The following is a 22641-nucleotide window of genomic DNA, read 5'->3' as shown; positions in this document are numbered from 1 at the left end:
CTAACGTGGGCCGGTGACTGAAGCTGCCCTTCCCGCGTGGCGCCGGCGGACCTCCGGCGAAACGCGCTGGCCCGCGATGGGCGTCGTCGTCGCCACGCTCGTGCTGCAGGTCGTCCTGCCCGACGACATGGCGCTGCACCCGCGGTGGCTGCTGCCCTCCGTCTCCGCACTTCTCGTCGTCGCACTGCTGCTGGTCAACCCGGGCCGGATGTCGCACTTCAGCGCCGTCGAACGGGCCATCTCGCTGCCGCTGGTCGCGACCGTCACCGCGGTGAACGGCGCGTCCGCGGCGCAGCTCGTCTACGGCATCGTCACCAGCTCGATCGGCGACCGCGCCGGGGCCGTGCTGGTCACCGGCGGGATCGTCTACTGGACGAACATCGTCGCCTTCTCGCTCTGGTACTGGGAGTTCGACCGCGGCGGCCCGGGCCGGCGGGCCGCAGGCCGGGCCGAGTTCCCCGACCTGCAGTTCCCGCAGATGGCCGACCCGGACCTGGCGCACCGGGACTGGGAGCCGTCCTACCTGGACTACCTCTACTTCTCGTTCACCAACGCGGCCGCCTTCAGCCCCACCGACGTCATGCCGCTGCGGATCTGGGCGAAGATGACGATGATGCTGCAGGCCGTCATCTCCCTCATCCTGGCGGTCATGGTGGTCTCCTGGGCCATCAACAACCTCAAATGACTCAGTGCCGCGAGATCGTGAAGCTCTGGCCGTCCGAACCGATCGCGCCCGGGATCCACGTGTTCGTCCCGCGGTCGTCGGCGTTCAGCGCGGACGGGCCGGTCGAGGCCAGGTTCGTCCCGTTGAACTTGACGCCGGTGAACGTGATGCCGCCGGAGATCGTCGGGTAGGAGTCGGTCGGCGACTCGATGATCGCCTCGGCCGACGCGTGCTTCGACGTCAGCGACTTCGTGGTCGTCTTGGTCCAGCCCTTGGTGGTGTCGGACAGGTCGAGCCGGTAGGTGTTGGTGGCGGTGCGCGTCACCGTCGCGGTGATGTGGTCGCCCGCGCTCACCGACACGTTGTAGTACACCGGCGCGGCCGGGTACATCTCGTACCAGGCCGAGTACACCGCACGCCCGCTGGAGCAGTCCGTCTCGACGCCTGTCTGTTCCACTGTGGACGATCCGTCGCCGTCGATGCCGACCCACGGCGCGAAGAGGTCGTTGCTCGACCGGCAGGTCACGCTCGGCTCGGTCCAGCTGGCCGTCGCCGTGGTGAAGCTGCCGAAGCTGACGTATCCGCCCCAGTTGCCGCCGGAGAACTGGTGCCCGTGAAAGTGTGAACCGTACTCGACCGCCGCATGGGCGGTACCCGAGACAGCCAAGCCGGCGGCCGCCGCGGCAACCGCCGTGAGGACGCGGACAGCGCGCGACGCAAGGATTCTGGACATGCGGGGACTCCGTTCACCGATGGGGACCGGGAAAACCGTGTCCCCAAGTGTTGGAGCAACCCCAAAAAGAAGGTAGCTACTTTCGAAGGGTCTTCACATTCCGGGAAATACTCACGATTTGCCGGATTTGCTCCGGAAAAGACGAAAAGACCCGTGAAGGCCTCCGCGGGGGAAGAGGCCTTCACGGGTCGATGTCGCTCACCCACCGCCCGGTGAGGTGAGCGGGGCTACTGCTGGGCCTGCGCGCGAGCCGTGTCCACGAACTTCGTCGTGTACGTCTGCGACAGGTCGATCTTGTCCTTCTTCGGCTTCACGTTGCTGGACGACTCGCCCAGCACCTTCAGCACGTTCTGCGCGCCCGCCGGGTCCATCCGGCCGTCCTTCGTGAACATCGGCAGGCTGTCCTTGAGCGACTTCACGTACAGCGCCTTGTCCCCGCCGGCGAACGACGGCGGCATGATGTCGGCGACCTGTTCCGGCGTGTGCGTCGAAATCCACTTCAGGCTTTCGACGTACGCGTTGGCCAGTTTCTGCACGATGTCCGGATACCGCTTCACGATTTCGCAGCCCATGTACAGCGAACTGGCCGGGTACAAACCACCCAAAGCGGCTTTCGTGCCTTCGACCGTGCGCATGTCGTAGAGCACCTTCGCCTGACCGGTGTTGGTCAGCTGCGCGATCGTCGGGTCGGTGGTCATGCCGGCGTCGATCGAACCCTGGTTCATCGCCGAGATGAACGTCTGCCCGGCGCCGACCTTGACCGGCGTGTACTCCTTCGAGCTGACGCCACCGCGCGCGGCCAGCGCCTTCGTCAGGAAGTCCGTCGACGAGCCCAGCGAGGTGACGCCGAGGTTGCGGCCCTTGAAGTCCGCACCCGACTTGATCTCGCCCGCCTTGCCGGTGGCGACCATCTCGGCCTCGCCCGGCACGTTCGCGAACTGCACGACGCTCTGGATGCACTGCTCCTTGGCCTGCAGGTCGATCGTGTGGTCGTAGAACCCGACGACCCCCTGCACTTCGCCGGCGAGCAGCGACGTCTCGGCGTTGGCCCCCGACGGCTGGTCGAACAGCTCGACGTCGAGCCCCTGCCGCTTGTACGCGCCGATCTGCGCGGCCAGCTGCCCGGGCAGGTAGATGACCTTCGAGATGCCGCCGATCATGATCTTGATGTGCGGCTGGCCGGAGGTGCCGATGGCGATCTCCCGCGAGTCGCGGCACGCCGTGACCCCGGCCATCGCGACCGCGAGCGCGGCCACCACGCCGACTGTCCTCTTCAAGCGCATGTCAGACCACTCCGTGCGCGGCGTCGGCGGCGGACGGCGGGCGCCACCGCAGCAGCCTGCCCTCCAGCGAACTGATGCCCCACTCCGCGAGCAGTGCGACCACGGTGATGATCAGCATGCCGGCGTACACGCCCGCGGTGTCGAACGTGCCCTGCGCGTTGGCGATCAGGAAGCCCATGCCGGCCTTGGCGCCGGTGTACTCGCCGACCACCGCGCCGATCAGCGCGAACCCGAAGGCGACGTGCAGCGACGACAGGATCCACGACGTCGCGCTCGGCAGCACGATCGACTTGAGCACCTGGCCGCGCGTCGCGCCGAGGATGCGGGCGTTGTCGATCAGGTTCCGGTCGACCTCACGGGCGCCGGTGAAGGCGTTGAAGAACACCGCGAAGAACACGAGCACGACGACGGTCGCGACCTTCGACGACAGCCCGAGCCCGAACCAGATCACGAACAGCGCGGCGAGCACGATGCGCGGCAACGCGTTGGCGGCCTTGATGAACGGCGCGAGCACCTGGGCCAGGTACGAGCTGCGGCCGAGGATGACGCCGAACACGACCCCGGCGATGGCACCGATGACGAAGCCGATCGCGGCCTCCTCGACGGTCACCAGGATCTGGTACCAGATCGAGCCGAAGTCGGTGCCGGCGCCGAACCACTCGACCAGCCGCTCCCAGATCTTCGACGGCTTCGAGTAGAAGAACGGGTCGATCCAGTACGTCGCGGTCAGCTCCCAGCTGCCCAGCCAGACGGCGACGATCGCCAGGCGCAGCAGCCAGATGTTGCGCTTGCGCCGGGAAGAAGCCTGCTTGGCGCGGGCCAGGATGTCCTGCTCGGTCTCCAGGACCGGGAGGGGGGCGGAGGTGGCCGCCGGCGTCTCAAGCGACATTGCTCGCTCCCTTCTCACGGGCCTTGTCGACCTCGCTGCGCAGTGATTCCCAGATGTCGGCGTAGAGCTTGCGGAACTCCTCGGTGAGCCGCAGCTCCTCGACCTTCCGCGGCCGCTCCAGCGGGATCTCGAAGACGTCCTTCACGGTGGCCGGGCTGGAAGTCAGCACGACGACCTTGTCCGCCAGCGCGATGGCCTCGTCGAGGTCGTGCGTCACGAAGATCACCGCGGCACCGGACCCGGACCACAGCCGCAGCAGCTCGTCCTGCATCAGCGCCCGCGTCTGGACGTCGAGCGCGGAGAACGGCTCGTCCATCAGCATGATCTTCGGCTTGGTGACGAGCGTCTGGGCCAGCGCGACGCGCTTGCGCATGCCGCCGGAGAGCTGGTGCGGGTAGTACTTCTCGAACCCGGCGAGCCCGACGCGGGCGATCCAGTCGACGGCCTGCGCGCGGGCCTCGGCCTTCGGCACCCCGCGGAAGCGCGGGCCGGAAGCGACGTTCTCCAGCACCGAGCGCCACGGCATCACGGCGTCGGTCTGGAACATGTAGCCGACGCCGTCCGGGATCGACTTCACGTCCTCGCCGTTCACCTGCACCCGGCCGGCGGACGGCGGCTGCAGCCCCGAGACCAGCGAGAGCGTCGTCGACTTGCCGCAGCCGGTGGGGCCGACGACGGCGACGAACTCGCCGGGCTGGACGGTCATGGTCAGGTCGCGGACGGCCGTGTGCACGGAACCGGACCCGCTCGGGAACCGTTTGGTGGCTCCGGTGAGTTCGATCAGTGGGGGAACCATGGGGAGGTGACTCCTTCGTCACGTGGTGCCTGTCACGTTGGGAAGGGACGTTAAGTACGCGTGGCGCCCGCGTGAAGCTTGTCGACGTTCTGCGTGCGAGCCGCGCGTTCTGAATGTTTTGCTCGTTTAGCGCACGGCCGTGAGCTGGGGGTATGTTCCCAGCCATGCCAAAGTGGGCGCTCTTCCCGCGGATGCGGTTCAGCAGGCAGGTGCTGCTGCTGCAGATCGGCGTGGTCGCCCTGGTGGTCGGGGTCGGGGTGGCGCTGGTCAGCGTGCTCCTGTCCCGCACGCTCACCGACCAGTACGGGCGCCGCGCGCTGGCCATCGCGAAGTCCGTCGCCGCGGACCCGGTCGTCGTCGCGAACGCGGCCGCGAAGCTCCCCGCCGGCCCGCTCGAAGACCGCGTCCTCGCGGTGACCAGGGCCAACGACGCGCTGTTCGTCGTGATCACCGACGACAAGGGCATCCGGCTCGCCCACCCGACGCAGTCCGAGATCGGCAAGCCGGTCAGTACCCCGGCGGACCGGGCTCTCGCCGGGGAGGACGAGATCAGCGCGGTGCAGAGCGGCACGCTCGGCCTGTCCGTGCGCAGCAAGACCCCGATCCGGCAGGGCCAACGCGTGGTCGGCGAGGTCAGCGTCGGCTTCGAAGTCGGCGACCCGACCGGCGACTTCAACCGCCTCTTGGCGATCACCCTGGTGTTCGCGGGCGGCGCGCTGCTGCTCGGTGCGGGCGCGTCGGCGCTGCTGAACCGGCGGCTGCGGCGCGTCACGCACGGCCTCGAACCGCACGAGCTCACCGAGCTGCTCTACGAACGCGAAGCCGTGCTGCACGGAATCGGCGAGGGCGTCCTGGCCGTCGACGAGGCGAACCGCGTCTCGGTGCGCAACGACGAAGCCGAACGCCTGCTCGGCACCGAGCTCCCGATCGGCGCGGCGATGGCCGAGCTGGAGCTCAGCCCGCGGGTGCACAAGGCCGTCGCCGAAGGACGGCCGGTGGACAACCTCCTGGCGGTCGCCGGAAACCGCGTGCTGGTCATCAACAGCCGGGCTGTGCACCTCGACGACCGGCCGATCGGCACCGTGCTGACCTTCCGCGACCGCACCGACCTCGACACCGTCACCCGCGAGCTGGACGGCATCCGCGCGCTGTCCGACGGCCTGCGCGCCCAGCGGCACGAGTTCGCGAACCGGCTGCACACGCTCTACGGGCTGCTCCAGCTCGGCCACCACACCGAAGCCGTCGAGTACCTGCAGACGCTGACGGATTCGACGTCGGCGCGGCCGAGCGAGCTGGGCGACGCCGTCGCCGACCCGTACCTGCAGGCCCTGCTCGTCGCGAAAACCGAGCAGGCGCAGGAAAAGGGCCTCACGCTCAAGCTCGCCGACGACACCTGGGTGCCGACGACGGTGACCGACCCGATCGCCGCGAACACCGTGATCGGCAACCTCGTCGACAACGCGCTGCACGCCGCCCGGATGGGCCCGCGCCGGCCGGCGACCGTCGAGGTCAGCCTGCTCGCCGAGGGCGGCACGCTGCACCTGTCCGTTGTGGACAGTGGGCCTGGGGTGCCCGCAGAGCTGCGGCGGACGTTGTTCGACGAAGGCGTCTCGACGAAGATCGCGCCCGGTCACGGACTCGGGCTGGCGCTCGCCCGGCAGGCGGCCCGCGCCCGCGGTGGCGACGTCTGGCTGGCCACCGGTCCCGGCGACGGCGAGACGGGTGCCCTGTTCGTCGCGAAACTGCCCGGAATGCTGACGGAGGACGGATGATCCGCACGCTCATCGTCGACGACGACTTCCGCGTCGCCGGGGTGCACGCCGGGTTCGTCGAGGAGGTCGACGGCTTCGCGGTGGTCGGCACCGCGCACACCGCGGCGGAGGCCCGCGCCCGCGTCCGGGAGCTCGCGCCGGACCTGATCCTGCTCGACGTCTACCTGCCCGACGAGTCCGGCCTCGCGGTGCTGCCGGAGCTGCAGACCGACACGATCGTGCTGTCCGCGGCGACCGACAGCGCATCGGTGGCGGCCGCGATCCGGGCCGGCGCGCTGAACTACCTGATCAAGCCGTTCACCACGCGCCAGCTCGCGGAACGGCTCACGTCGTACGCCCGCTTCCGCGGCCTGCTCGCCGAAGACCGCGCGCTGGGCCAGGACGACGTCGACCGCGCGTACCGGGTGCTGCACGACCAGGACCGGACGTCCGCGCCGAAGGGCCAGTCGACGGCGACGTCCCGGCTGGTCTCGGAGCAGCTGCGCCGGGCGGGCCGCCCGCTGTCGGCGGCGGAGGTCGCCGGCGAGCTGGGCATGGCGCGGGCGACGGCCCAGCGGTACCTCACGGCGCTGGCCGAGTCGGGGACGGTCCGGATGCGGCTGCGCTACGGCGCCACCGGACGCCCGGAGCACGAATACCGCTGGTCCGACGCCTGACTCAGCGGCGGACGGTCGTCGTGTCCACGCGGTACTGCTGCATCATGCTTTCGGCGACGTCCACCCAGGACTGGACGGGGTTGGCCTTCGACGGCGTCGGCGACGGCAGGTCGGCGCGCACGTCGTCTTCCTCGGGCACGGTCTTCTTCGCCTGCGGTTTCGCCTGCGCCTGAACGTTCTTCGGGGCCGGCTTGGCGGGCACCGGCACGAACACGGTCGTCGGGGCCGGCGTGGCCACCGGCGCCTGCGGGGGCTGCGGGACCTGCGGCTGGGGCGCGGGTGCTTCGGCGACGGCCGGGCGCGCGTCCAGCTGGGCGACGTCCCGGTTCGGGGCGAACAGGCTCCCGGTGGCCATCCCGCCGGCCAGCCAGCCGACCGCGACGAGCAGCACCGCGGCACCGCTGCCGAGCCACGTGCGGGCGCGGCGCCGGATCACCACGGACTTCGGGCGGAGGTCCTGGTCGCACACCGGTGGCCGCGTGTAGATCGGCTCGGCGGCCGTCACGTCGTCGTCGGTGCGGCGCCGCCGCGGCAGGCTCGCCGCGACGATGCCGGTGCGATCCAGCAGCTCCCCCGCGGTGCGGTCGCTGGACGGACGGGTCGCACTGCGCTGTGCGGTGCGAAGCATCGGAGACCTCCGGTACGGGGCGCGCGGACCCCACGCATTCTGGACCATTTCGGACGGCCCTGTCAGAAACGCAACTCCATTGGGTGAAAGGCCGGGTCCGGAATACGCACCCTGAAAGCGATTCAGCTTTCCATCTGCTTGAGCCCCCGGCGCGCCAGGATCGCGAGCGGCCGCTGGTAGGCCGAGCCGAGGACGCGCGGGATGGCGTCGATGACGTAGGCGTCCGGTCCGATGAGGATCCGCGCCGACTTCCGCTCGATCCCGCGCAGGATCGTCTGTGCCGCCTTCTCCGGCGTCGTCTTCGCGATCCTCTCGAAGCCCTGCGCGGCCTGCTCCTGGTCGTCGGAGATGCTGCGCGCGTTGCGCACGATGTTGGTCTTGATCCCGCCCGGGTGCACGCAGCTCACCGCGACCGGGTGCCGCGCGATCAGCATTTCTTCGCGCAGTGCTTCGGTGAATCCGCGCACCGCGAACTTCGCCGCGTTGTACGCGCTCTGCGTCGGGACGCCGACGAAGCCGAACACGCTGGAAATGTTCACGACGTGCCCGTCACCGGACGCGATCAGGTGCGGCAGGAAAGCCTTCGTGCCGTTCACGACGCCGCCGAGGTTGATGCCCATCAGCCAGTCGTAGTCCTCGAACTTCATCTCTTCGACGGTCGCGCCGAGCGCGACGCCGGCGTTGTTCACGACGACGTTGACGCGGCCGAACTCCGCCGCGACCTCCTCGGCGTGGGCCAGCACGGCGGCACGGTCGGCGACGTCGAGGACGTACGGGCGGGCGTTGTCGCCGGCCAGCTTCGCCGTCTCCTCGGCGTTCGCGGCGTTGACGTCGGAGAGGACGACGCGCGCCCCGCGCCGGGCGAACTCGAGCGACAGCGCCCGCCCGATCCCCGAGCCCGCTCCGGTGACCACCACGACCTTGTCCGCGAACTGCTTCATCGGCCCTCCCGGTGCTGCACAGTGTTACCCCAAGTCACGGATATTAGCGGCTGTGAGCTTGCTGTGGGTGTGCTGATCGTGTCGGTGCGGCACCTTAAGGTGATGGGGTCGACCGACCGGGGCGAGTTGAAGAGGAGGCGATGCGCGTGCGGCGGCCCGCCGTCCTGTTGCTCACCCTCGCCGCCGTCCTGCTGCTCGGGGCGGCCTTCGTGGTCTTCGCGGCCCGGCAGCCGCGGTCCGCGAACGCGGCCGGCCCGGACACCGGGGTCGTCGAAGCGGCGCCGGTGTCGACGCCCGACCTGCCCGCGGTGTCGAGCCCGGCGGTCGGCGCGCTGTTCCTCGACGGGTCGCACTACTGCACCGCCAGCGTCGTCCACAGCGACCAGGGCGACGTGCTGCTGACCGCGGCCCACTGCATCCACGACGGCGAGGGCGGCGGCTACCTCACCGGCGTCACGTTCGCGCCCGCCTACCACGACGGCGTCGCGCCGTTCGGCTACTGGACGGTGTCCGACGAGCTCGTCGCGCCCGGCTGGGCGACGTCGTCGGACCAGGACCTCGACGTCGGCTTCGCCACCGCGCACCAGGCGGGCACCACGAAGACCCTGGAAAGCCTGGTCGGGGCGAACACCCTCGCGACCGGCACCGAGTTCGAGCAGGCCATCACGCTCACCGGTTACCCGGACGACTCCGAGGCCCCGGCGGTCTGCCGGAACACGACGACCCGCCAGGACACATACCAGCTGAAGGTGGACTGCGCCGGCTTCCCGACGGGCACCAGCGGCGGCCCGTGGGTGACCGCGCCCGACCCGAAGACCCGCCTCGGCACGGTCATCGGCGTCATCGGCGGCTTCGAGTACGGCGGCGACGACCCGGACACGTCGTATTCGAGCTACTTCGACACGGACGTCCAGGCCCTCTACCGGCAGACGACGGCCCGGGCATGATGCGCGTATGAGTGATCCCGTCGACGTACCCATCACCGGCGAGCCGATCCGGCTCGGCCAGTTCCTCAAGCTGGCCGGCCTCGCCGAAGACGGCTCCCACGCGAAGGACCTGATCGACGCGGAGGAGGTCACGGTCAACGACGAGGTGGAGACCCGCCGCGGCCGCCAGCTGACCGACGGCGACGTCGTGGCGGTCGGCGGCAACCGCGGCAAGGTCATCCTCGTGCGCTAGCCCACGCTGGTCAGCGGCGGCAGGCCGATCGACGCGGCCAGCGCGTCCAGCTCCCGGCGCACCGGGCCGGACAGGGGCACCCCCAAGGCCCGGCACTGCTCCAGGTGCTGGGCCTCGCGCCAGCCGGGGTAGCGGATCGGCGCGCCGCCGTCCCAGCCGAGCATGCTGCCGAACAGCGCGCTGGCCGCGCGGTAGAAGCCGTCGGCGCTGCGCAGCGTCGTCGGTGCGATCGCGAGCACCAGCAGGCCCGTGTCGTGCTCGTGGTCGGCGACGCCGGAGAGCACCCCGGCGAGGACCTCGACCAGCAGCGTCAGCCCGGCACCTTCCGAGCCGGAGCGGTCCATGTCGAAGACGAACTCGGGGTACGCGCCAGCGGGCGCGGCCATGCCCAGGGGGTTCATCGGCTGGCCGGGTTCGCCGCCGGCGGCGAGGACCAGCCCGATCATCGCGTGCGGCAGGGCCCGCGCGGCGTGGTGCCCGGCCCGGCCGAAGGGGCCGACGCCACGCAGCGAGACGAGCCCGACGCCGAAGCGGCCGGCCCGCGTCACCGCCCGGTCCATCGCGTCGCCGACCGCCCAGAGGCCGGACGCGCGGCGGTAGTCGATCAGCGCGGCGGCGCCGCGGTCGGCGATCATCAGCGGCTCGGCGTGCGGCACGACGTGCCCGGTCTTCAGCATCGGCAGGTGGATCCGGGTCAGGTCGGCGACGCCGGTCTCCGGCGAACCGGTCAGGTCGCCGTGGCACAGGGCTTCCGCCGCGATGCGGGCCCGTGCTTCGGGAAAGCCGTGGGCGGCGAAGACGTGTGCCACGAGGGTGACCAGCTCGTCGGCCCGCACGCGCGGCCAGGCCTGTTCCGGGATCGGGGTTTCGGGGATTTCTTCTTGGGCGATCACGGGTTCGGGGCGGGCGGATCGGAAGGGACGCGGTCTGAGAGGCACTTCCCCGACACTGCCCAACGGCGGGAACCGGCGTCAACGCGCCGGGGCCGGGCCTACCCGACCGTGTGATCGGAAGGGGCGAAGAGTCGTACCCTGGGCGGCATGTGCCGAAACATCACCACCCTCAGAGGGCTTCAGCCGTCCGCGACGGGCGAGGAGATCGAGGCCGCGGCTCGCCAGTACGTGCGCAAGGTGACCGGCGTGCAGTCGCTGTCGGACGCCACGCGCGAGCCGTTCGAAGCGGCGGTCGCCGAGATCACCGAGATCACCGCGCGGCTGCTGGAACAGCTGCCCGAACGCCGTCAGCCGCCGGCGACGATCCCGCCGTTGCGCCGCCCCGAGGTCCGGGCGCGGATGGCGGCTCAGGCGCTCAAGCGCCCCTGAAACTGTCGGACCCCGCCGATAGGCTGGCCGCATGGGCGGACAGGGTTTGGTGCTGGGTGGCGGCGGGATCGCCGGGATCGCGTGGACGACGGGGCTGCTGGCCGGGCTGGCCGGGCACGGCCAGGACCTGACGGGCGCGGACCTGCTGGTCGGGACGTCGGCGGGGTCGGTGGTCGCCGCGCAGGTGACGAGCGGTACTCCGCTCGACGAGCTGTACGCGCGCCAGGCCGACCCGGCGCGCCACACCCCGGAGATCCCGGCCGAGATCGACTTCGAGAAGTTCGCGGCCGAATTCGGCGGCGCGGTCACCGGCTCGACGTCGCCGGCCGAGGTACGGCGCGCGGTGGGCCGGTTGGCGCTGGCGGCCGAAACGGTGTCCGAAGGGGAACGCCGCGCGGTGATCGAGGCGCGCCTGCCGGTGCACGAGTGGCCGGAGCAGCGCTTGGTGATCGTGGCGGTCGACGCGGAGACCGGCGAGCCGCGCCGCTTCGACCGCGCGTCCGGGGTGTCCCTGGTGGACGCGGTGGCGGCGAGCTGCGCGGTCCCCGGCGTCTGGCCGGCGGTGACGATCGGCGGCCGCCGGTACGTCGACGGCGGCGTCCGCTCGGCCGAGAACGCCGACTACGCGACGGGCTGCACCCGCGTCACCGTGGTTTCGCCGCTGGGCCCGGATGCCCCGCTGCCGATGGAGAAACCGCTGCTGGCGGTGCTGGACGACCTGCGCGCGGCGGGCGCGGAGGTCACGCTGGTCGCCCCGGACGAGGCGTCGGTGGCGGCGATCGGCGAGAACCCGCTGGACCCGGCGACCCGCAAGCCGGCCGCGGAAGCGGGGCGTGCGCAAGGGGCGGCGCTGACGCTCAGCTGGACGTAGGCCTGACGCGGGGACGGCCGCGCTCGCCGGGCCGGGCCCCCGGTGTCCCGGACTCCGTCGGCTACCCTCGTGGGGCGAGGTAGCGTGTCCGAGCGGCCGAAGGAACATGTCTTGAAAACATGCGAGGGGGCAACCTCTCCGTGGGTTCGAATCCCACCGCTACCGCTCCGGGCCCCGGGCGCGAACCAGCCGCGCCCGGGCTCAGCCTTCCGCCTCGGACAGGTGACCCAGCACCCGGTCGAACGCCGCGGCGATCGTCGCCTGTTCCACGGGACTCAGCAGGTCGATCAGGTGCTCGCGCACCCCTTCCACGTGCGTCGGCGCCGCCTTTTCCAGTAGCGCCTTGCCGTCTTCCGTCAGCTCCGTGATGACGCCGCGTTTGTCCTCCGGGTCGCGTACGCGCCGGACCAGGCCCGCGACCTCGAGCCGGCCGACCTGGTGGGACAGCCGGCTCTTCGTCGAGCCCATCAGCACGGCCAGCTCCGACATCCGCATCCGGTGACCGGTCTGCATCTCCAGGCACACGAGCACTTCGTAGTCGGTCAGCGACACGTCGTGCCGGTCGGCCAGTTCGCGGTGCAGCCGCTGCCGCAGCTTCAAGGTCGCCACGATGTAGGAGCGCCACGCCGCCATCTCGGCATCGTTCAACCAACGCACAGGCCGCTCCTCGGTCATAAGGCAGCCTAGAACGCTGATCAAGGGACCGCGCGGTCCGAGTCCGAACTGCAGGCCGGTAAAAATGCCGTCGCAACATCACCCGGAGGTGGGGTTACGAAAAGGTTGAGACTCGGCCGGAAAAGGCGCATTCTGCTTGTCTGCGGATGGTCGGTCAGGGTATGGCGCGACGACGATGACGCGCCGGCCCGGCCCCCCGCCGGGAGAGGTCAGGTGGTTGCGTGGCGGGTGATTCTCGCGGTTGACCGCCTGCTGTGTCCCCGCGACCGGGACGGCTCAAGAACGGGCCGGGCGCGACTTGTGAACAGCACCGCGCGGGTTTCCATGCGTTCACGCATACGGCGTCGATCGGGCCTGTATCGGGTCACGACCTCGGCAGTCGTGACGACAGCGCCTGAACGCCTGCCCCACTCGCGGCCAACCGCCGACCAAAGACACAACCTCGGTACTGAGCCTGGGTGTGGCCGCCAGCGCGACGGCCGCGCCCAGGCTCGTTATCAAGCCGGCCAAAGCAGGCCGACCCCCGAGCGGCACGCAACCGTCGCTCCGAGGCCATGGCCGCGGCTGCGGTCGGCTTGATAACGATCGGCGCAGTACGATCTGCGGGTGAGATTCGACGACGACGCCGGCCTGGATGCCTCCGAGGTCCAGGACCTGCGCGGAAGCGGTGGAGGCGGCGGCGGGATCGGCGGCCGCGTTGCGCTCGGCGGCGGCGGACTCGGCGTCGTCGGCCTGATCATCTACTTCGTGCTCTCCCAGCTCGGCGGGGTGAGCCCCGGCGGCAGCGGCCTGAGCGGCGGGCTCGGCAGCGTCGGCTCCGGTCAGCAGGTCGACAACACCAAGCTGTCGAGCCAGTGCAAGACCGGCGCGGACGCCAACAAGAACCACGACTGCGCGATCGTCGCGATCGTGAACTCCGTCCAGGACTACTGGGCGCAGCAGTTCGCGCGCTCCGGCTCGACGTACCAGAAGGCGCCGACGAAGTTCTTCAACGGCGGCGTGCGGACCGGCTGCGGCAGCGCCACGTCGGACACCGGGCCGTTCTACTGCCCGGCCGACTCCGACGTCTACATCGACCTCTCCTTCTTCGACGAGCTGAAGACCCGCTTCGGCGCGCAGGGCGGCCTCTTCACCGAGGCCTACGTCATCGCCCACGAGTACGGGCACCACGTGCAGAACCTGCTCGGCACGTCGAAGAAGGGCACCGGCACCGGCCCGACGTCCGGTTCGGTGCGCCTGGAGCTGCAGGCCGACTGCTACGCCGGCGTCTGGGCCAACCACGCCTCGACGACGCCGACCGAGAGCGGCAAGCCGCTGATCACCGACGTCACCCAGGACGACATCAACTCCGCGCTGGACACCGCGTCCCGCATCGGCGACGACTACATCCAGGAGAACCTCGGCGGCGGCCAGGTCGACCGTTCGAAGTTCACCCACGGCACGTCCGCGCAGCGCAAGAAGTGGTTCACCACCGGCTTCCAGACCGGCGACCCGGCCCGCTGCGACACCTTCGGCGCCAGCAACCTCGGGTAAGACACAGAGAAGGGGCCGTTCCGGTGCGGGACGGCCCCTTCTCTGTGTGGTTACGCGGTCAGCGCGTGCGGGTCGTGACCGGCGACGGCGCGCGCGGAGAAGTTCCGCTGCGCACCGCGTTCGGCGGCCTTCTGCTTGGCCGCCTTGCTCTTGCCCGGCTGCACGCCGTTGACGCTCTCGGTGCTCGTCGCGTAGACGCCGAGGGCCCAGGCGACGCCGTCCGCGTTGCGGTCCAGCGCGACCCGGTCGATGTTGCCCAGGTTGTCGCAGGCCTGGTGGTAGCACGGGTCGAACGCGATGCCGGCCGTGCCGCCCCACTTCGCCGCCTGCGCCGGGGTCTTGACGACCTCGGCGCCGGTGTCCAGGCCGCCGGCCGGGATGCCGACGGCGATGAACTCGCCGTAGTCCGAGCGGCCGGTGAAGTCGGTGCCCTCGAGGGACACGCCTCGCGCGGCCTGCAGGTAGTCGACGAAGGTCTTCTCGATCTGCGCCGAGCCGTACGGGCCGGGGCCCGCGCCGACGCCGTCGGAGTTGTCGCCGTCGTAGGCGAAGTACCCGGCGTTCGGCGAGCCGATCATGTCGAAGTTCAGGTACAGCGCGATGTCGAGCTGCTGCTCGAAGGTCAGCGAGTCGACGTAGTAGGTCGAGCCGATCAGGCCGAACTCCTCCGCGCTCCAGAAGCCGAAGCGGACGCCGTTGTTGACCTTCGGGCTGCTCCCCAGCTGCAGCGCCGTCTCGAGCAGGGTCGCCGAGCCGGTGCCGTTGTCGTTGATGCCCGGGCCGGCCGGGACGCTGTCGAGGTGCGACCCCAGCATCACGACGTTGTCCTTGCGGCCGGTCTTGGTCTCGGCGATGACGTTGTAGCTGGTCCGCGCCTCCTGCAAGGCGCGCAGCTCCAGGGTCACCGGCTGCCCGGCGAGGGTGGCCAGCTGCGCACCCGCGGCCGCGGTCACACCCCCGGTCGGGATCTTCGCGTTGGCCGGGTCCCCCAGGGTCCCGTTCAGGTCGCCGTCGGTGTTGTTGTAGACGATCGCGCCGATCGCACCGGCCGCCGCGGCGGTCTGCTGCTTCTGCGCGAACGAGCAGCCGCCGCGCTTGATCAGCGCGATCTTGCCGGCGACGTCGGCGGTGTAGTCGGTGGCCTCGCAGCCGCTGGTGTCGTCGACCGCGACCACGGCGAGCGGCGCGGTGATGCCGCCGACGGGCGTCGAGACGGTGTACTCCATCGCGATGACCGGGACGTTCTGGCCGCCCGCGGTCAGCTTCTCGGCCAGCGTTTCTGAGTACGTGAACGGGAACTCCTGGCGCGTCACCTGGAAGCCGGCCGCCTCGAGCTTGGTCGCGATGTACTCGGCGGACTTCTTGTGGCCTTCGGTGCTCGCCGCCCGCGTACCGCCGTTGGTGTCGGCGATGCGCTGGAGGGCGATCAGGTGCCGGTTGACGCCGTTGACGTCGACCTTCTTGACGAGCTGCTTCGCCAGGGCGGGACCGTCGGGGACCGTGTTCGCGGCGGCGGCCGGGGTCAGGCCGAGCACCAGCGTCGCGCCGGCGGCCAGGGCCATCGGCGGGAGGAATCTCTTTCGGAAGAGTGACATGGTTGCTCACCTTTGTTCCGAATGAGAAGTACGTCAATGCGTCATTCGGCGGGAACTTCGGCAGCCGGTATACAGTCGACACATGTACGCGATCACCATCCGTGAGCCAGGTGACCCGGACGTTCTCGAGTGGACGGAGGTCCCGGACCCGCGTCCCGGCCCCGGCGAAGTGCTGCTGGACGTCGCGGCGAGCGCGGTGAACCGGGCGGACCTCCTGCAGCGCCAGGGCCACTACCCGCCGCCGCCCGGCGCCAGCGAAACGATCGGCCTGGAGTGCTCCGGCACGATCGCCGAACTCGGCGAAGGCGTCGAGGGCTGGAACGTCGGCGACGAGGTCTGCGCGCTGCTCGCGGGCGGCGGCTACGCGGAGAAGGCCGTCGTCCCGGCCGGGCAGCTGCTGCCGGTGCCGGGCGAGATCGACCTGATCACCGCGGCCGCGCTGCCCGAGGTGGCGTGCACGGTGTGGGCGAACGTCGTGATGCACGCGAAGCTCGCCGAGGGCGAGGTGCTGCTGATCCACGGCGGCGCCGGCGGGATCGGCACGCACGCCATCCAGGTCGGCAACGCGCTCGGCGCGACCGTCGTCGTCACCGCGGGCTCGGAAGACCGGCTCGACCGCTGCCGCCAGCTCGGCGCCGACATCGCGATCAACTACAAGGAAAAGGACTTCGTCGAGGTCGTCAAGGCGGAGACCGGCGGCGCGAACGTCATCCTCGACAACATGGGCGCGTCCTACCTCGGCCGCAACGTCGACGCGCTGGCACCCGACGGCCGGCTGGTGATCATCGGCATGCAGGGCGGCATCAAGGGCGAGCTGAACATCGGCACGCTGCTCGGCAAGCGGGCTTCGGTGTTCGCGGCGGGCCTGCGCTTCCGGCCCCTGGACCAGAAGGCGGCGATCGTCGCCGACGTCCGGGAACGCCTGTGGCCACTGGTCGCCGACGGTCTCGTCAAGCCGATCGTCGGCCAGGTCGTGCCGATGGCCGAAGCCGCGTCCGCGCACCGGGCGCTCGAAGAGGGCTCGGTGTTCGGCAAGATCCTGCTGGCCGCGAAGTCCTAGTGTCCTGAGTCGTTAATTCGTTGGCAGTATGCGGCGAGGGTGTCGAGGATCTGGTCGGCGGTTTTGGTCCAGACGAACGGTTTGGGGTCGTCGTTCCAGGCGCTGATCCAGGCCTCGACGTCGGCTTCGAGTTCGGTGACGCTGCGGTGGGCTGATCGGCGGAGCTTGCGGTTGGTCAGCTCGGCGAACCAGCGTTCGACCAGGTTGAGCCAGGAGGCGCTGGTCGGGGTGAAGTGCACGTGGAAGCGTGGATGCTGCAGCAGCCAGTTCTTGATCGCCGGGGTCTTGTGGGTGGCGTAGTTGTCGCAGACCAGGTGCAGCTCGAGATCACCCGGGGTGTCGGCGTCGATGGTCTTGAGGAATTTGAGGAACTCCTGATGCCGGTGCCGTCGGTGGTGTTGGGCGATCACCGACCCGGTGGCCAGGTTCAGCGCGGCGAACAGGCTCGTCGTGCCGTGGCGCACGTAGTCGTGGGTCATCCGCGCCGGCGTGGTGGGCATGATCGGCAGAGTGGGCGCGGTCCGGTCGATGGCCTGCATTTGCGACTTCTCGTCGACGCACAGCACGATCGCGTTGTCCGGCGGGGCGAGATACAGCCCGACCACGTCCCGGACTTTCTCCACGAACTGCGGATCTCGTGACAGCTTCCACGTCTGGACCTGATGCGGTTTGAGACCGAACGCCCGCCAGATCCGTGACACCGTCGACTGCGACATGCCGGTGGCTGCGGCCATCGACCGGGTCGACCAGTGTGTGTCCTGATCAGGTGGGGACTGCTCCAGGGTCTTGACGATCACCGCTTCCACGCGCTCGTCGGTGACCGTGCGCGGCGCGCCCGGCCGCGGTTCGTCCGAGAGGCCCTCAAGCCCGTCGGCGAGGAACCGCGACCGCCACTTCGCCACGGTGTGACGCTTCACCCCGAACTCGTCGGCCACCTCCGAGTTCGAGCCGCCATCCGCGCAGCGCAACACAATCCGCGATCGCAACGCCAAAGCCTGCGCCGTGGTCCGGCGACGCGACCACCGCAGCAACGTCTCGCGCTCCTGATCGCTCAACACCAAGGGCGGCAGCTTCGGGCTCGGCATCACAGCATCCTAGACACTGGCCACGAAATTCAGACTCAGGACACTAGCGGAGTTCTTCGAGGACGCGCACGAGCTGGTTGATCTCGAAGACGTTGGAGTAGTGGGCGAGCCCGATCCGCACGGCGCCGCCCACTTCCCCGACGCCGAGTGACGCGAAGACGCCCGCTGCCCCGTCGTCGGCGAAGGCGCACAGCCCCTGCGACGCCAGGTACTCGGCGACTTCAGGCGATTTCTTGCCGGCGACGGCGAAGGCGAGCGCGGGGATGCGGCGCATCGCGTTGCCGATGACCATGATGTGCCGCAGCGACAGCAGCTCCGTCGACAGCTGGGCGAGCAACCCGGCGTGGTACGACTTCGCCGAGCCGAGCGAGGTGACCAGCCGCTCGCGGCGCGACCCGGACGCGGCGTCGTCGAGGCCCGCGAGGTAGTCGATCGACGCGATCAGCCCGGCCAGCAGCGGGTAGGCGTGCGGACCGAGTTCGAGCCGGGCCGCGCCGCGCGCTCCCGGGTCGAGGGAGACGGACGCGATCCGCTCGATCAGCTCGGGGTCGCGGAAGACGAGCGCTCCCACCGAAGGCCCGCCCCAGGCCTGGGCGGACACGACCATGACGTCGGCGCCGAGCGCGTTGATGTCCAGCGGCAGGAACGGCGCGGCGTAGGTGGCGTCGACGACGACCAGCGCGCCGACCCGCTTGGCGAACTCGATGATCGTCGGGACGTCCGGGCGGGTGCCGACGGACCCGGACGCGAGCGTGACCGCGACGGCCTTCGTGCGCGCCGAGACGAGCTGCTCGTACTGCCACGCGGGCAGTTCGCAGGTCTCGATGTCGATCTCGCCCCACCGCACGACGGCACCGACGCGCTTCGCGGCGCGTTGCCACGGCGCGAGGTTGGCTTGTTCGTCGAGCCTCGACACGACGACTTCGTCGCCGATGGTCCAGCGCTCGGCGAGCGCGTCGCAGAGGCGACGCAGCATCACCGGCGAACTCGGCCCGAGCACGACACCGGCCGGGTCGGCACCGACCAGGTCGGCCACGGCCCGGCGGGCCGCGGTCACGATGCTTTCCGCGCGCTGTGAGGCCGGAAACGCTCCACCCGGCCCGGACACCGGGGCGCGCATCGCCGTGGAAACGGCCGAAGCGACCTGTTCCGGGACCAGCATTCCGGCGGCGCCGTCGAAGTGAATCCAGCCGTCACCCAGCGCGGGAAAGAGCCCACGGATACGAGCGACGTCGAACGCCATGGGGACACCGTACGGACGTGCGGTTTCGCCGTGCGTCCGGGGTTGGGTGGAGAGCCACCGGGAACCCCGATAGCCGCTACGCTCGGAGACGGACACCCCGCAGGTGTCGCGGAGCGTGTCGAAGGCGAGCCAGGATGGAGCACATGACCGAGCCGAACTTCACAGCCGGTGACCCCGATCAGGAATCTTCACCCCACGTGGTGGTAGTCGGCTCCGATGGTTCACCTGTCGAAGGCGCGGAGCACGCCGAGGCGGTGGGCGAGCTCATCGAAGAGCCGGCCAAGGTGATGCGGATCGGCACGATGATCAAGCAGCTCCTGGAGGAGGTCCGCGCGGCCCCGCTGGACGATGCGTCCCGCACCCGGGTCCGCGAGATCCACCAGACATCGGTGAAGGAGCTGGCGGCTTCGCTGGCCCCGGAGCTGCAGGACGAGCTGGAGCGCTTGGTCCGGCCGTTCACGGACGACTCGACGCCTTCGGACGCGGAGCTGCGGATCGCGCAGGCTCAGCTGGTGGGGTGGCTCGAGGGGTTGTTCAGCGGGATCCAGACGGCGCTGTTCGCCCAGCAGATGGCGGCTCGAGTGCAGCTGGAGCAGATGCGGCGGGGGTTGCCGGCCGGTCCTTCGGCGGCCGGGCACGGGCACGAGGGGCACGGGCCGGGGATCTCGGGGACGGGCCAGTACCTCTGACGGTTGTCCCGGGGTTGTCCACAGACCCGAGGGGATGTGGACAACCCCTGTGGACAACTCGCGTTCCGGCAGTTTTGTCCGAGGGCACCGATAGACTGGCCAGGGGGACGCCCCCCAGGGAAGGGCGGGGGCCGCTGTCCGGCCCCCTGGCCCTCAGGGGCGCAGCTCGGTGAAGAACTTGCGGATGTCGCCGATCAAGGCGTCCGGTTCCTCCAACGCCGGGAAGTGCCCGCCCCGGGGGAACTCCGTCCAGTGGACGATCTTGTCCGTCCTCTCCGCCAGCGCCCGGATCGGCAGGCCGATGTCGTCCGGGAAGACCGCCACTCCGGTCGGGACCGTGTTCGACGCCGGCGGTGCTCCCCAGCCTCCGCTCAACGCCGCGTACAACCGCGCCGAGGAGTTGGCCGTCTCCGTGAACCAGTAGATCGACACGTCCGCCAGCAGGTCGTCGCGGTCGATCAGGTCCGTCGACGTGTTCGAGAACGACCGGAACTTCTCCGCGATCCAGGCCAGCTGCCCGGCCGGTGAATCGTGGAGGCCGTACGCAAGCGTTTGCGGCTTGGTCGCCTGGAGGATCGCGTAGCCCGTTCCGGACGCCGAGAACGCCTGGCCCTTCTCCAGCGAGCGGCGGCCGGCCTCCTGGTCCGGCAGTTCCGCGAGGTCCGACGGGGTCCGCACCACCGCCGACGCCAGCATCGTCACGTGGATCCCCAGCAACCGCGATGGGAACTGGACCGCCAGCTCCCGCGAGATGGTCGCGCCCCAGTCGCCGCCATGGGCGCCGAATCGCTCGTAGCCCAAGCGGGTCATCAGGGTGGCGAACGCGCGCGCGATCCGGTCCGGGCCCCAATCCGGGGTCGGCGTCGGGCCCGAGAAGCCGTAGCCCGGGATCGACGGGACCACCACCGTCAACGCCGCCGCGGGGTCGCCGCCGTACGCGCGCGGGTCCGTCAGCGGGCCGATGATGTCCAGGAACTCGACGATCGAGCCCGGCCAGCCGTGCGTCAGCAGCACCGGCGTCGCCGACGGCTCCGGCGAGACCACGTGCAGGAAGTGGAGCTTCGTGCCGTCGATCGTCGTCGTGAACTGCGGGAAGCCGTTGATCCGCTCCTCCTGCGCCCGCCAGTCGAAGCCCGTCCGCCAGTATTCGGCCAGCTCACGCACGTAATCCACCGGCGCACCGAGCCGCCAGCCGGCGTCGGCGGGCTGGTCGGGCCAGCGCGTGTTCGCCAGGCGTGCGCGGAGGTCGTCGAGGTCGGCCTGCGGGATGTCCACACGGAACGGGGTGATGGTCATGCCTCAACGATAGGAAGCATCGCGGACAGATCCGGTCCTCGATTCGAGGCGATCCAAAACCCGATCCACCCCACGGCCGTCCACTGTGGACGACGCCGCGGCCGACAACCGCTCCCGGAGCGCCGGGTCGGACAACAGCGAACGCAGCACCGCCGTCACCGAAGGCAGCCGCTCCGCCAACGACTCCGCGGGACCGAGACCGGCCGTCAGGCCGAGCTCCAAAGCGGCCCGGTAGCCCGGCTCCTGGTTGTCCACCAGCCGCACCGCCGCCGTCGGGACGCCGAGGCAGCACAGCTCCACGAACGTCACGCCGGCCGCGCTCACCGCGACGTCGGTCGTCGCGAACAGCTCCAGCAGCGCCGGGCTCGGGGGCGAAACCCGGATCGACTGGCCCGGAAGCAGTGCGGGGAGCGAAGGTTCGCCGCGCACCAGGACGTCGGCCGCGAACGGCAGTTCCGTGTCGCGAAGCGCGCGAAGCAGCAACCCGACGGTCGGCGCCCACTGGTCGCCGCCGCCCAGGGCCACCGTGACGCGCGGCGGCGGCCCGGACGGCACTCGGCGCGTAGCCCGCACGACGTCCCGAAGCGGCGCGTACGCGATTCCCCTCAGCAAGACGTCCGAGCCGTCGTCAGGCCGGGCGGAAACCGCGAAGCCCGAGTCCACGACGATGTCCGCGGGCCGGCGCCCGAACACGTCGTCCTCGATCGAGACGAGCTGCGCGCCCGCCGCGTTGACCTCTTCGCGCAGGTCACCGAGGCCGTAGTGGTCGACGACCACCGCGTCGAACCCGGAAGCGTCGAAGGACACGCGCGCGACGCCCAGCTCGTCGAACCGCGAAGCGAGCCATTCGGCGTTGTCGACCCGGCCCGAGAACGCGACCGAGAACCCTCGCGCCACCGCGCGCTCGGCGTAGGCGACCATCCGCGCGACGTGCCCGGCGCCGATCGACGCCGACGCGTCCGCGCGCAGGAGCAGCCTCACGAACCGACCTTCTTCTGCTCGACGTGCGCGTTCAGCGCCACCAACTCCGGCCGCGACCGCAGCAGCGCGACCACCGCGCGCCAGTCGCCGACGCCGTCCCCCAGCTCGGCCACGAGCGCTTCGAGCACAGCCCAGTCCTCCGCGGTGTCCAACGTCACGCGCAGGTCGTCGGCCGCCGGACTCACGACGACACCACTGCACGAATAGCGCGTGGGCTGCGAGTAGATGCCCGAGGTGACGTGCTCGCGGTGCGCGCCCGTCGCGCTGGAAACCTGCTCGAGAAGCACAGCGGCCCGCACCAGCTCGGCGTCGAAGCCGCGCGGCAGCGTCCGGACCAGCGTCGTGCTCACGTAGTCCAGCGACGGCTGGGCCCGCCACAGCGTCGCCAGCTGGCCGATCAGCGACGGGTCCAGCAGCGGGCAGTCGGCGGTGAGCCTGATCACGGCGTCGGCGGGGTGCTCGCGCACCGCGACCGCGAACCGCTCCAGGACGTCGTCGAGCGGGCCGCGAACCACAAGAGCCCCGCAGCGCGCGGCCTCGGAGGCGACGTCGTCGTCCGAAGCGTCCGAAGACGTCGCGACCACGACCTGGTCGACGCCGGGTGCGGCCGCCGCGGCCCGGACGACCCAGCCCAGCACGCTGCGGCCGCCGAGCGGGCGCAGCACCTTGCCGGGGAGCCTGGTCGACGTCGACCGGGCCTGGATGACGGCGTTGACCACGGGCGCTGCGCACATGGGTGACATGATGGCC

Annotated in this window: 24 protein-coding genes and 1 tRNA gene; 11 read left to right on the top strand and 14 right to left on the bottom strand. The window is 70.5% G+C overall.

Annotated features, from left to right (window positions below; translation table 11 throughout):
• Positions 1-76: 76 nt before the first annotated feature.
• Positions 77-685 (top strand): hypothetical protein, encoded by a 609-nt coding sequence (locus ABZ342_RS36795; protein ID WP_360483225.1) that lies wholly within the window; start codon positions 77-79, stop codon positions 683-685.
• 1 nt (position 686) lies between these two features.
• On the opposite strand, the gene ABZ342_RS36790 is transcribed toward ABZ342_RS36795, so the two are convergent.
• The 4 genes from ABZ342_RS36790 to ABZ342_RS36775 form a co-directional block, all read right to left on the bottom strand.
• Entirely contained in the window at positions 687-1397 is a 711-nt protein-coding gene (locus ABZ342_RS36790; protein ID WP_360483186.1) for a G1 family glutamic endopeptidase, read from the bottom strand.
• A 227-nt stretch (positions 1398-1624) separates the two neighbouring features.
• On the bottom strand, positions 1625-2680 hold the full coding sequence (locus tag ABZ342_RS36785; protein WP_360483183.1) for an ABC transporter substrate-binding protein: 1056 nt from the start codon (positions 2678-2680) through the stop codon (positions 1625-1627).
• A 1-nt stretch (position 2681) separates the two neighbouring features.
• Positions 2682-3569 carry an ABC transporter permease gene (locus ABZ342_RS36780; protein ID WP_360483180.1) on the bottom strand — a complete coding sequence of 296 codons (888 nt, stop codon included), beginning with the start codon at positions 3567-3569 and terminating at the stop codon, positions 2682-2684.
• Complete coding sequence (locus ABZ342_RS36775) at positions 3559-4365, bottom strand: ABC transporter ATP-binding protein (protein ID WP_155548528.1); 807 nt, start codon at positions 4363-4365, stop codon at positions 3559-3561. The genes ABZ342_RS36780 and ABZ342_RS36775 overlap by 11 nt, the downstream gene beginning before the upstream one ends.
• A 191-nt stretch (positions 4366-4556) precedes the next feature.
• Between ABZ342_RS36775 and ABZ342_RS36770 the strand changes: the two genes are divergently transcribed.
• A complete protein-coding gene (locus ABZ342_RS36770; protein WP_360483222.1) occupies positions 4557-6137 on the top strand; it encodes a sensor histidine kinase in 1581 nt (526 codons plus the stop codon).
• A complete protein-coding gene (locus ABZ342_RS36765; protein WP_360483175.1) occupies positions 6134-6793 on the top strand; it encodes a response regulator in 660 nt (219 codons plus the stop codon). The genes ABZ342_RS36770 and ABZ342_RS36765 overlap by 4 nt, the downstream gene beginning before the upstream one ends.
• Before the next feature lies 1 nt (position 6794).
• Here the strand turns inward: ABZ342_RS36765 and ABZ342_RS36760 are convergent, their stop codons facing one another.
• Both ABZ342_RS36760 and ABZ342_RS36755 read right to left on the bottom strand, forming a co-directional pair.
• Positions 6795-7421, bottom strand: a complete 627-nt coding sequence (locus ABZ342_RS36760; protein ID WP_360483172.1) for a hypothetical protein — start codon at positions 7419-7421, stop codon at positions 6795-6797.
• A gap of 122 nt (positions 7422-7543) precedes the next feature.
• A complete protein-coding gene (locus ABZ342_RS36755) occupies positions 7544-8362 on the bottom strand; it encodes an SDR family NAD(P)-dependent oxidoreductase (protein ID WP_155548525.1) in 819 nt (272 codons plus the stop codon).
• Positions 8363-8502: 140 nt separating this feature from the next.
• Here ABZ342_RS36755 and ABZ342_RS36750 point away from each other — a divergent pair, with 140 nt between their 5' ends.
• Both ABZ342_RS36750 and ABZ342_RS36745 read left to right on the top strand, forming a co-directional pair.
• The gene (locus tag ABZ342_RS36750) at positions 8503-9309 is read left to right on the top strand and encodes a trypsin-like peptidase domain-containing protein (protein ID WP_360483168.1); all 807 of its coding nucleotides are present in this window, start codon (positions 8503-8505) and stop codon (positions 9307-9309) included.
• A 7-nt stretch (positions 9310-9316) separates the two neighbouring features.
• The gene (locus ABZ342_RS36745; RefSeq protein WP_155548524.1) at positions 9317-9541 is read left to right on the top strand and encodes an RNA-binding S4 domain-containing protein; all 225 of its coding nucleotides are present in this window, start codon (positions 9317-9319) and stop codon (positions 9539-9541) included.
• Here ABZ342_RS36745 and ABZ342_RS36740 read toward each other — a convergent pair.
• Positions 9538-10479 carry an Ldh family oxidoreductase gene (locus tag ABZ342_RS36740; protein WP_360483165.1) on the bottom strand — a complete coding sequence of 314 codons (942 nt, stop codon included), beginning with the start codon at positions 10477-10479 and terminating at the stop codon, positions 9538-9540. The two genes, ABZ342_RS36745 and ABZ342_RS36740, sit on opposite strands and share 4 nt — an antisense overlap.
• A gap of 102 nt (positions 10480-10581) precedes the next feature.
• On the opposite strand from ABZ342_RS36740, the gene ABZ342_RS36735 reads away from it, so the two are divergent.
• From ABZ342_RS36735 to ABZ342_RS36725, 3 genes are all read left to right on the top strand, one after another.
• Positions 10582-10863 (top strand): DUF2277 domain-containing protein, encoded by a 282-nt coding sequence (locus ABZ342_RS36735; RefSeq protein WP_155548522.1) that lies wholly within the window; start codon positions 10582-10584, stop codon positions 10861-10863.
• Positions 10864-10894: 31 nt separating this feature from the next.
• A complete protein-coding gene (locus tag ABZ342_RS36730) occupies positions 10895-11734 on the top strand; it encodes a patatin-like phospholipase family protein (RefSeq protein WP_360483161.1) in 840 nt (279 codons plus the stop codon).
• 78 nt (positions 11735-11812) lie between these two features.
• A tRNA-Ser gene (locus ABZ342_RS36725) sits at positions 11813-11899 on the top strand.
• A 36-nt stretch (positions 11900-11935) separates the two neighbouring features.
• On the opposite strand, the gene ABZ342_RS36720 is transcribed toward ABZ342_RS36725, so the two are convergent.
• Positions 11936-12409 carry a MarR family transcriptional regulator gene (locus ABZ342_RS36720; protein ID WP_360483158.1) on the bottom strand — a complete coding sequence of 158 codons (474 nt, stop codon included), beginning with the start codon at positions 12407-12409 and terminating at the stop codon, positions 11936-11938.
• 606 nt (positions 12410-13015) lie between these two features.
• Here ABZ342_RS36720 and ABZ342_RS36715 point away from each other — a divergent pair.
• Positions 13016-13942, top strand: coding sequence for a neutral zinc metallopeptidase (locus ABZ342_RS36715; RefSeq protein WP_360483155.1), 927 nt, complete (start codon positions 13016-13018; stop codon positions 13940-13942).
• 50 nt (positions 13943-13992) lie between these two features.
• On the opposite strand, the gene ABZ342_RS36710 is transcribed toward ABZ342_RS36715, so the two are convergent.
• A complete protein-coding gene (locus tag ABZ342_RS36710) occupies positions 13993-15537 on the bottom strand; it encodes a M28 family metallopeptidase (protein WP_360483152.1) in 1545 nt (514 codons plus the stop codon).
• An 82-nt stretch (positions 15538-15619) separates the two neighbouring features.
• On the opposite strand from ABZ342_RS36710, the gene ABZ342_RS36705 reads away from it, so the two are divergent.
• On the top strand, positions 15620-16597 hold the full coding sequence (locus tag ABZ342_RS36705) for an NAD(P)H-quinone oxidoreductase (RefSeq protein WP_360483149.1): 978 nt from the start codon (positions 15620-15622) through the stop codon (positions 16595-16597).
• Here the strand turns inward: ABZ342_RS36705 and ABZ342_RS36700 are convergent.
• Both ABZ342_RS36700 and ABZ342_RS36695 read right to left on the bottom strand, forming a co-directional pair.
• Positions 16594-17682, bottom strand: a complete 1089-nt coding sequence (locus ABZ342_RS36700) for an IS630 family transposase (protein ID WP_360483146.1) — start codon at positions 17680-17682, stop codon at positions 16594-16596. The two genes, ABZ342_RS36705 and ABZ342_RS36700, sit on opposite strands and share 4 nt — an antisense overlap.
• Before the next feature lie 43 nt (positions 17683-17725).
• Positions 17726-18925, bottom strand: coding sequence for a cysteine desulfurase-like protein (locus ABZ342_RS36695; RefSeq protein WP_155548518.1), 1200 nt, complete (start codon positions 18923-18925; stop codon positions 17726-17728).
• A gap of 134 nt (positions 18926-19059) precedes the next feature.
• Here ABZ342_RS36695 and ABZ342_RS36690 point away from each other — a divergent pair, with 134 nt between their 5' ends.
• Positions 19060-19614, top strand: a complete 555-nt coding sequence (locus tag ABZ342_RS36690) for a bacterial proteasome activator family protein (protein ID WP_360483143.1) — start codon at positions 19060-19062, stop codon at positions 19612-19614.
• Between the two features lie 153 nt (positions 19615-19767).
• Here the strand turns inward: ABZ342_RS36690 and ABZ342_RS36685 are convergent, their stop codons facing one another.
• The 3 genes from ABZ342_RS36685 to ABZ342_RS36675 are packed head-to-tail and all read right to left on the bottom strand — an operon-like array spanning position 19768 to position 22634.
• On the bottom strand, positions 19768-20910 hold the full coding sequence (locus ABZ342_RS36685) for an epoxide hydrolase family protein (RefSeq protein ID WP_360483140.1): 1143 nt from the start codon (positions 20908-20910) through the stop codon (positions 19768-19770).
• Positions 20911-20913: 3 nt separating this feature from the next.
• On the bottom strand, positions 20914-21891 hold the full coding sequence (locus ABZ342_RS36680; protein ID WP_360483137.1) for a spore coat protein: 978 nt from the start codon (positions 21889-21891) through the stop codon (positions 20914-20916).
• Positions 21888-22634, bottom strand: a complete 747-nt coding sequence (locus tag ABZ342_RS36675; RefSeq protein ID WP_360483134.1) for a glycosyltransferase family protein — start codon at positions 22632-22634, stop codon at positions 21888-21890. The genes ABZ342_RS36680 and ABZ342_RS36675 overlap by 4 nt, the downstream gene beginning before the upstream one ends.
• Positions 22635-22641 lie beyond the last annotated feature (7 nt).

This window comes from Amycolatopsis sp. NPDC005961, assembly GCF_040629235.1.
GTDB classification, from domain to species: domain Bacteria; phylum Actinomycetota; class Actinomycetes; order Mycobacteriales; family Pseudonocardiaceae; genus Amycolatopsis; species Amycolatopsis camponoti.
The sequence above is the reverse complement of the archived record's forward strand: the minus strand, read 5'-3'. Positions and strand labels throughout refer to the sequence as shown.

Bases quoted from the DNA above. Each gene is read 5' to 3' on its own strand.
- ABZ342_RS36775 (WP_155548528.1), bottom strand. From the start codon at position 4,365: ATGGTTCCCCCACTGATCGAACTCACCGGAGCCACCAAACGGTTCCCG.
- ABZ342_RS36760 (WP_360483172.1), bottom strand. From the start codon at position 7,421: ATGCTTCGCACCGCACAGCGCAGTGCGACCCGTCCGTCCAGCGACCGC.
- ABZ342_RS36785 (WP_360483183.1), bottom strand. From the start codon at position 2,680: ATGCGCTTGAAGAGGACAGTCGGCGTGGTGGCCGCGCTCGCGGTCGCG.
- ABZ342_RS36770 (WP_360483222.1), top strand. From the start codon at position 4,557: ATGCGGTTCAGCAGGCAGGTGCTGCTGCTGCAGATCGGCGTGGTCGCC.
- ABZ342_RS36675 (WP_360483134.1), bottom strand. From the start codon at position 22,634: ATGTCACCCATGTGCGCAGCGCCCGTGGTCAACGCCGTCATCCAGGCC.
- ABZ342_RS36765 (WP_360483175.1), top strand. From the start codon at position 6,134: ATGATCCGCACGCTCATCGTCGACGACGACTTCCGCGTCGCCGGGGTG.
- ABZ342_RS36790 (WP_360483186.1), bottom strand. From the start codon at position 1,397: ATGTCCAGAATCCTTGCGTCGCGCGCTGTCCGCGTCCTCACGGCGGTT.
- ABZ342_RS36705 (WP_360483149.1), top strand. From the start codon at position 15,620: ATGTACGCGATCACCATCCGTGAGCCAGGTGACCCGGACGTTCTCGAG.
- ABZ342_RS36750 (WP_360483168.1), top strand. From the start codon at position 8,503: ATGCGCGTGCGGCGGCCCGCCGTCCTGTTGCTCACCCTCGCCGCCGTC.
- ABZ342_RS36795 (WP_360483225.1), top strand. From the start codon at position 77: ATGGGCGTCGTCGTCGCCACGCTCGTGCTGCAGGTCGTCCTGCCCGAC.
- ABZ342_RS36695 (WP_155548518.1), bottom strand. From the start codon at position 18,925: ATGGCGTTCGACGTCGCTCGTATCCGTGGGCTCTTTCCCGCGCTGGGT.
- ABZ342_RS36685 (WP_360483140.1), bottom strand. From the start codon at position 20,910: ATGACCATCACCCCGTTCCGTGTGGACATCCCGCAGGCCGACCTCGAC.
- ABZ342_RS36690 (WP_360483143.1), top strand. From the start codon at position 19,060: ATGGAGCACATGACCGAGCCGAACTTCACAGCCGGTGACCCCGATCAG.
- ABZ342_RS36755 (WP_155548525.1), bottom strand. From the start codon at position 8,362: ATGAAGCAGTTCGCGGACAAGGTCGTGGTGGTCACCGGAGCGGGCTCG.
- ABZ342_RS36735 (WP_155548522.1), top strand. From the start codon at position 10,582: ATGTGCCGAAACATCACCACCCTCAGAGGGCTTCAGCCGTCCGCGACG.
- ABZ342_RS36780 (WP_360483180.1), bottom strand. From the start codon at position 3,569: ATGTCGCTTGAGACGCCGGCGGCCACCTCCGCCCCCCTCCCGGTCCTG.
- ABZ342_RS36700 (WP_360483146.1), bottom strand. From the start codon at position 17,682: ATGCCGAGCCCGAAGCTGCCGCCCTTGGTGTTGAGCGATCAGGAGCGC.
- ABZ342_RS36710 (WP_360483152.1), bottom strand. From the start codon at position 15,537: ATGTCACTCTTCCGAAAGAGATTCCTCCCGCCGATGGCCCTGGCCGCC.
- ABZ342_RS36745 (WP_155548524.1), top strand. From the start codon at position 9,317: ATGAGTGATCCCGTCGACGTACCCATCACCGGCGAGCCGATCCGGCTC.
- ABZ342_RS36720 (WP_360483158.1), bottom strand. From the start codon at position 12,409: ATGACCGAGGAGCGGCCTGTGCGTTGGTTGAACGATGCCGAGATGGCG.
- ABZ342_RS36730 (WP_360483161.1), top strand. From the start codon at position 10,895: ATGGGCGGACAGGGTTTGGTGCTGGGTGGCGGCGGGATCGCCGGGATC.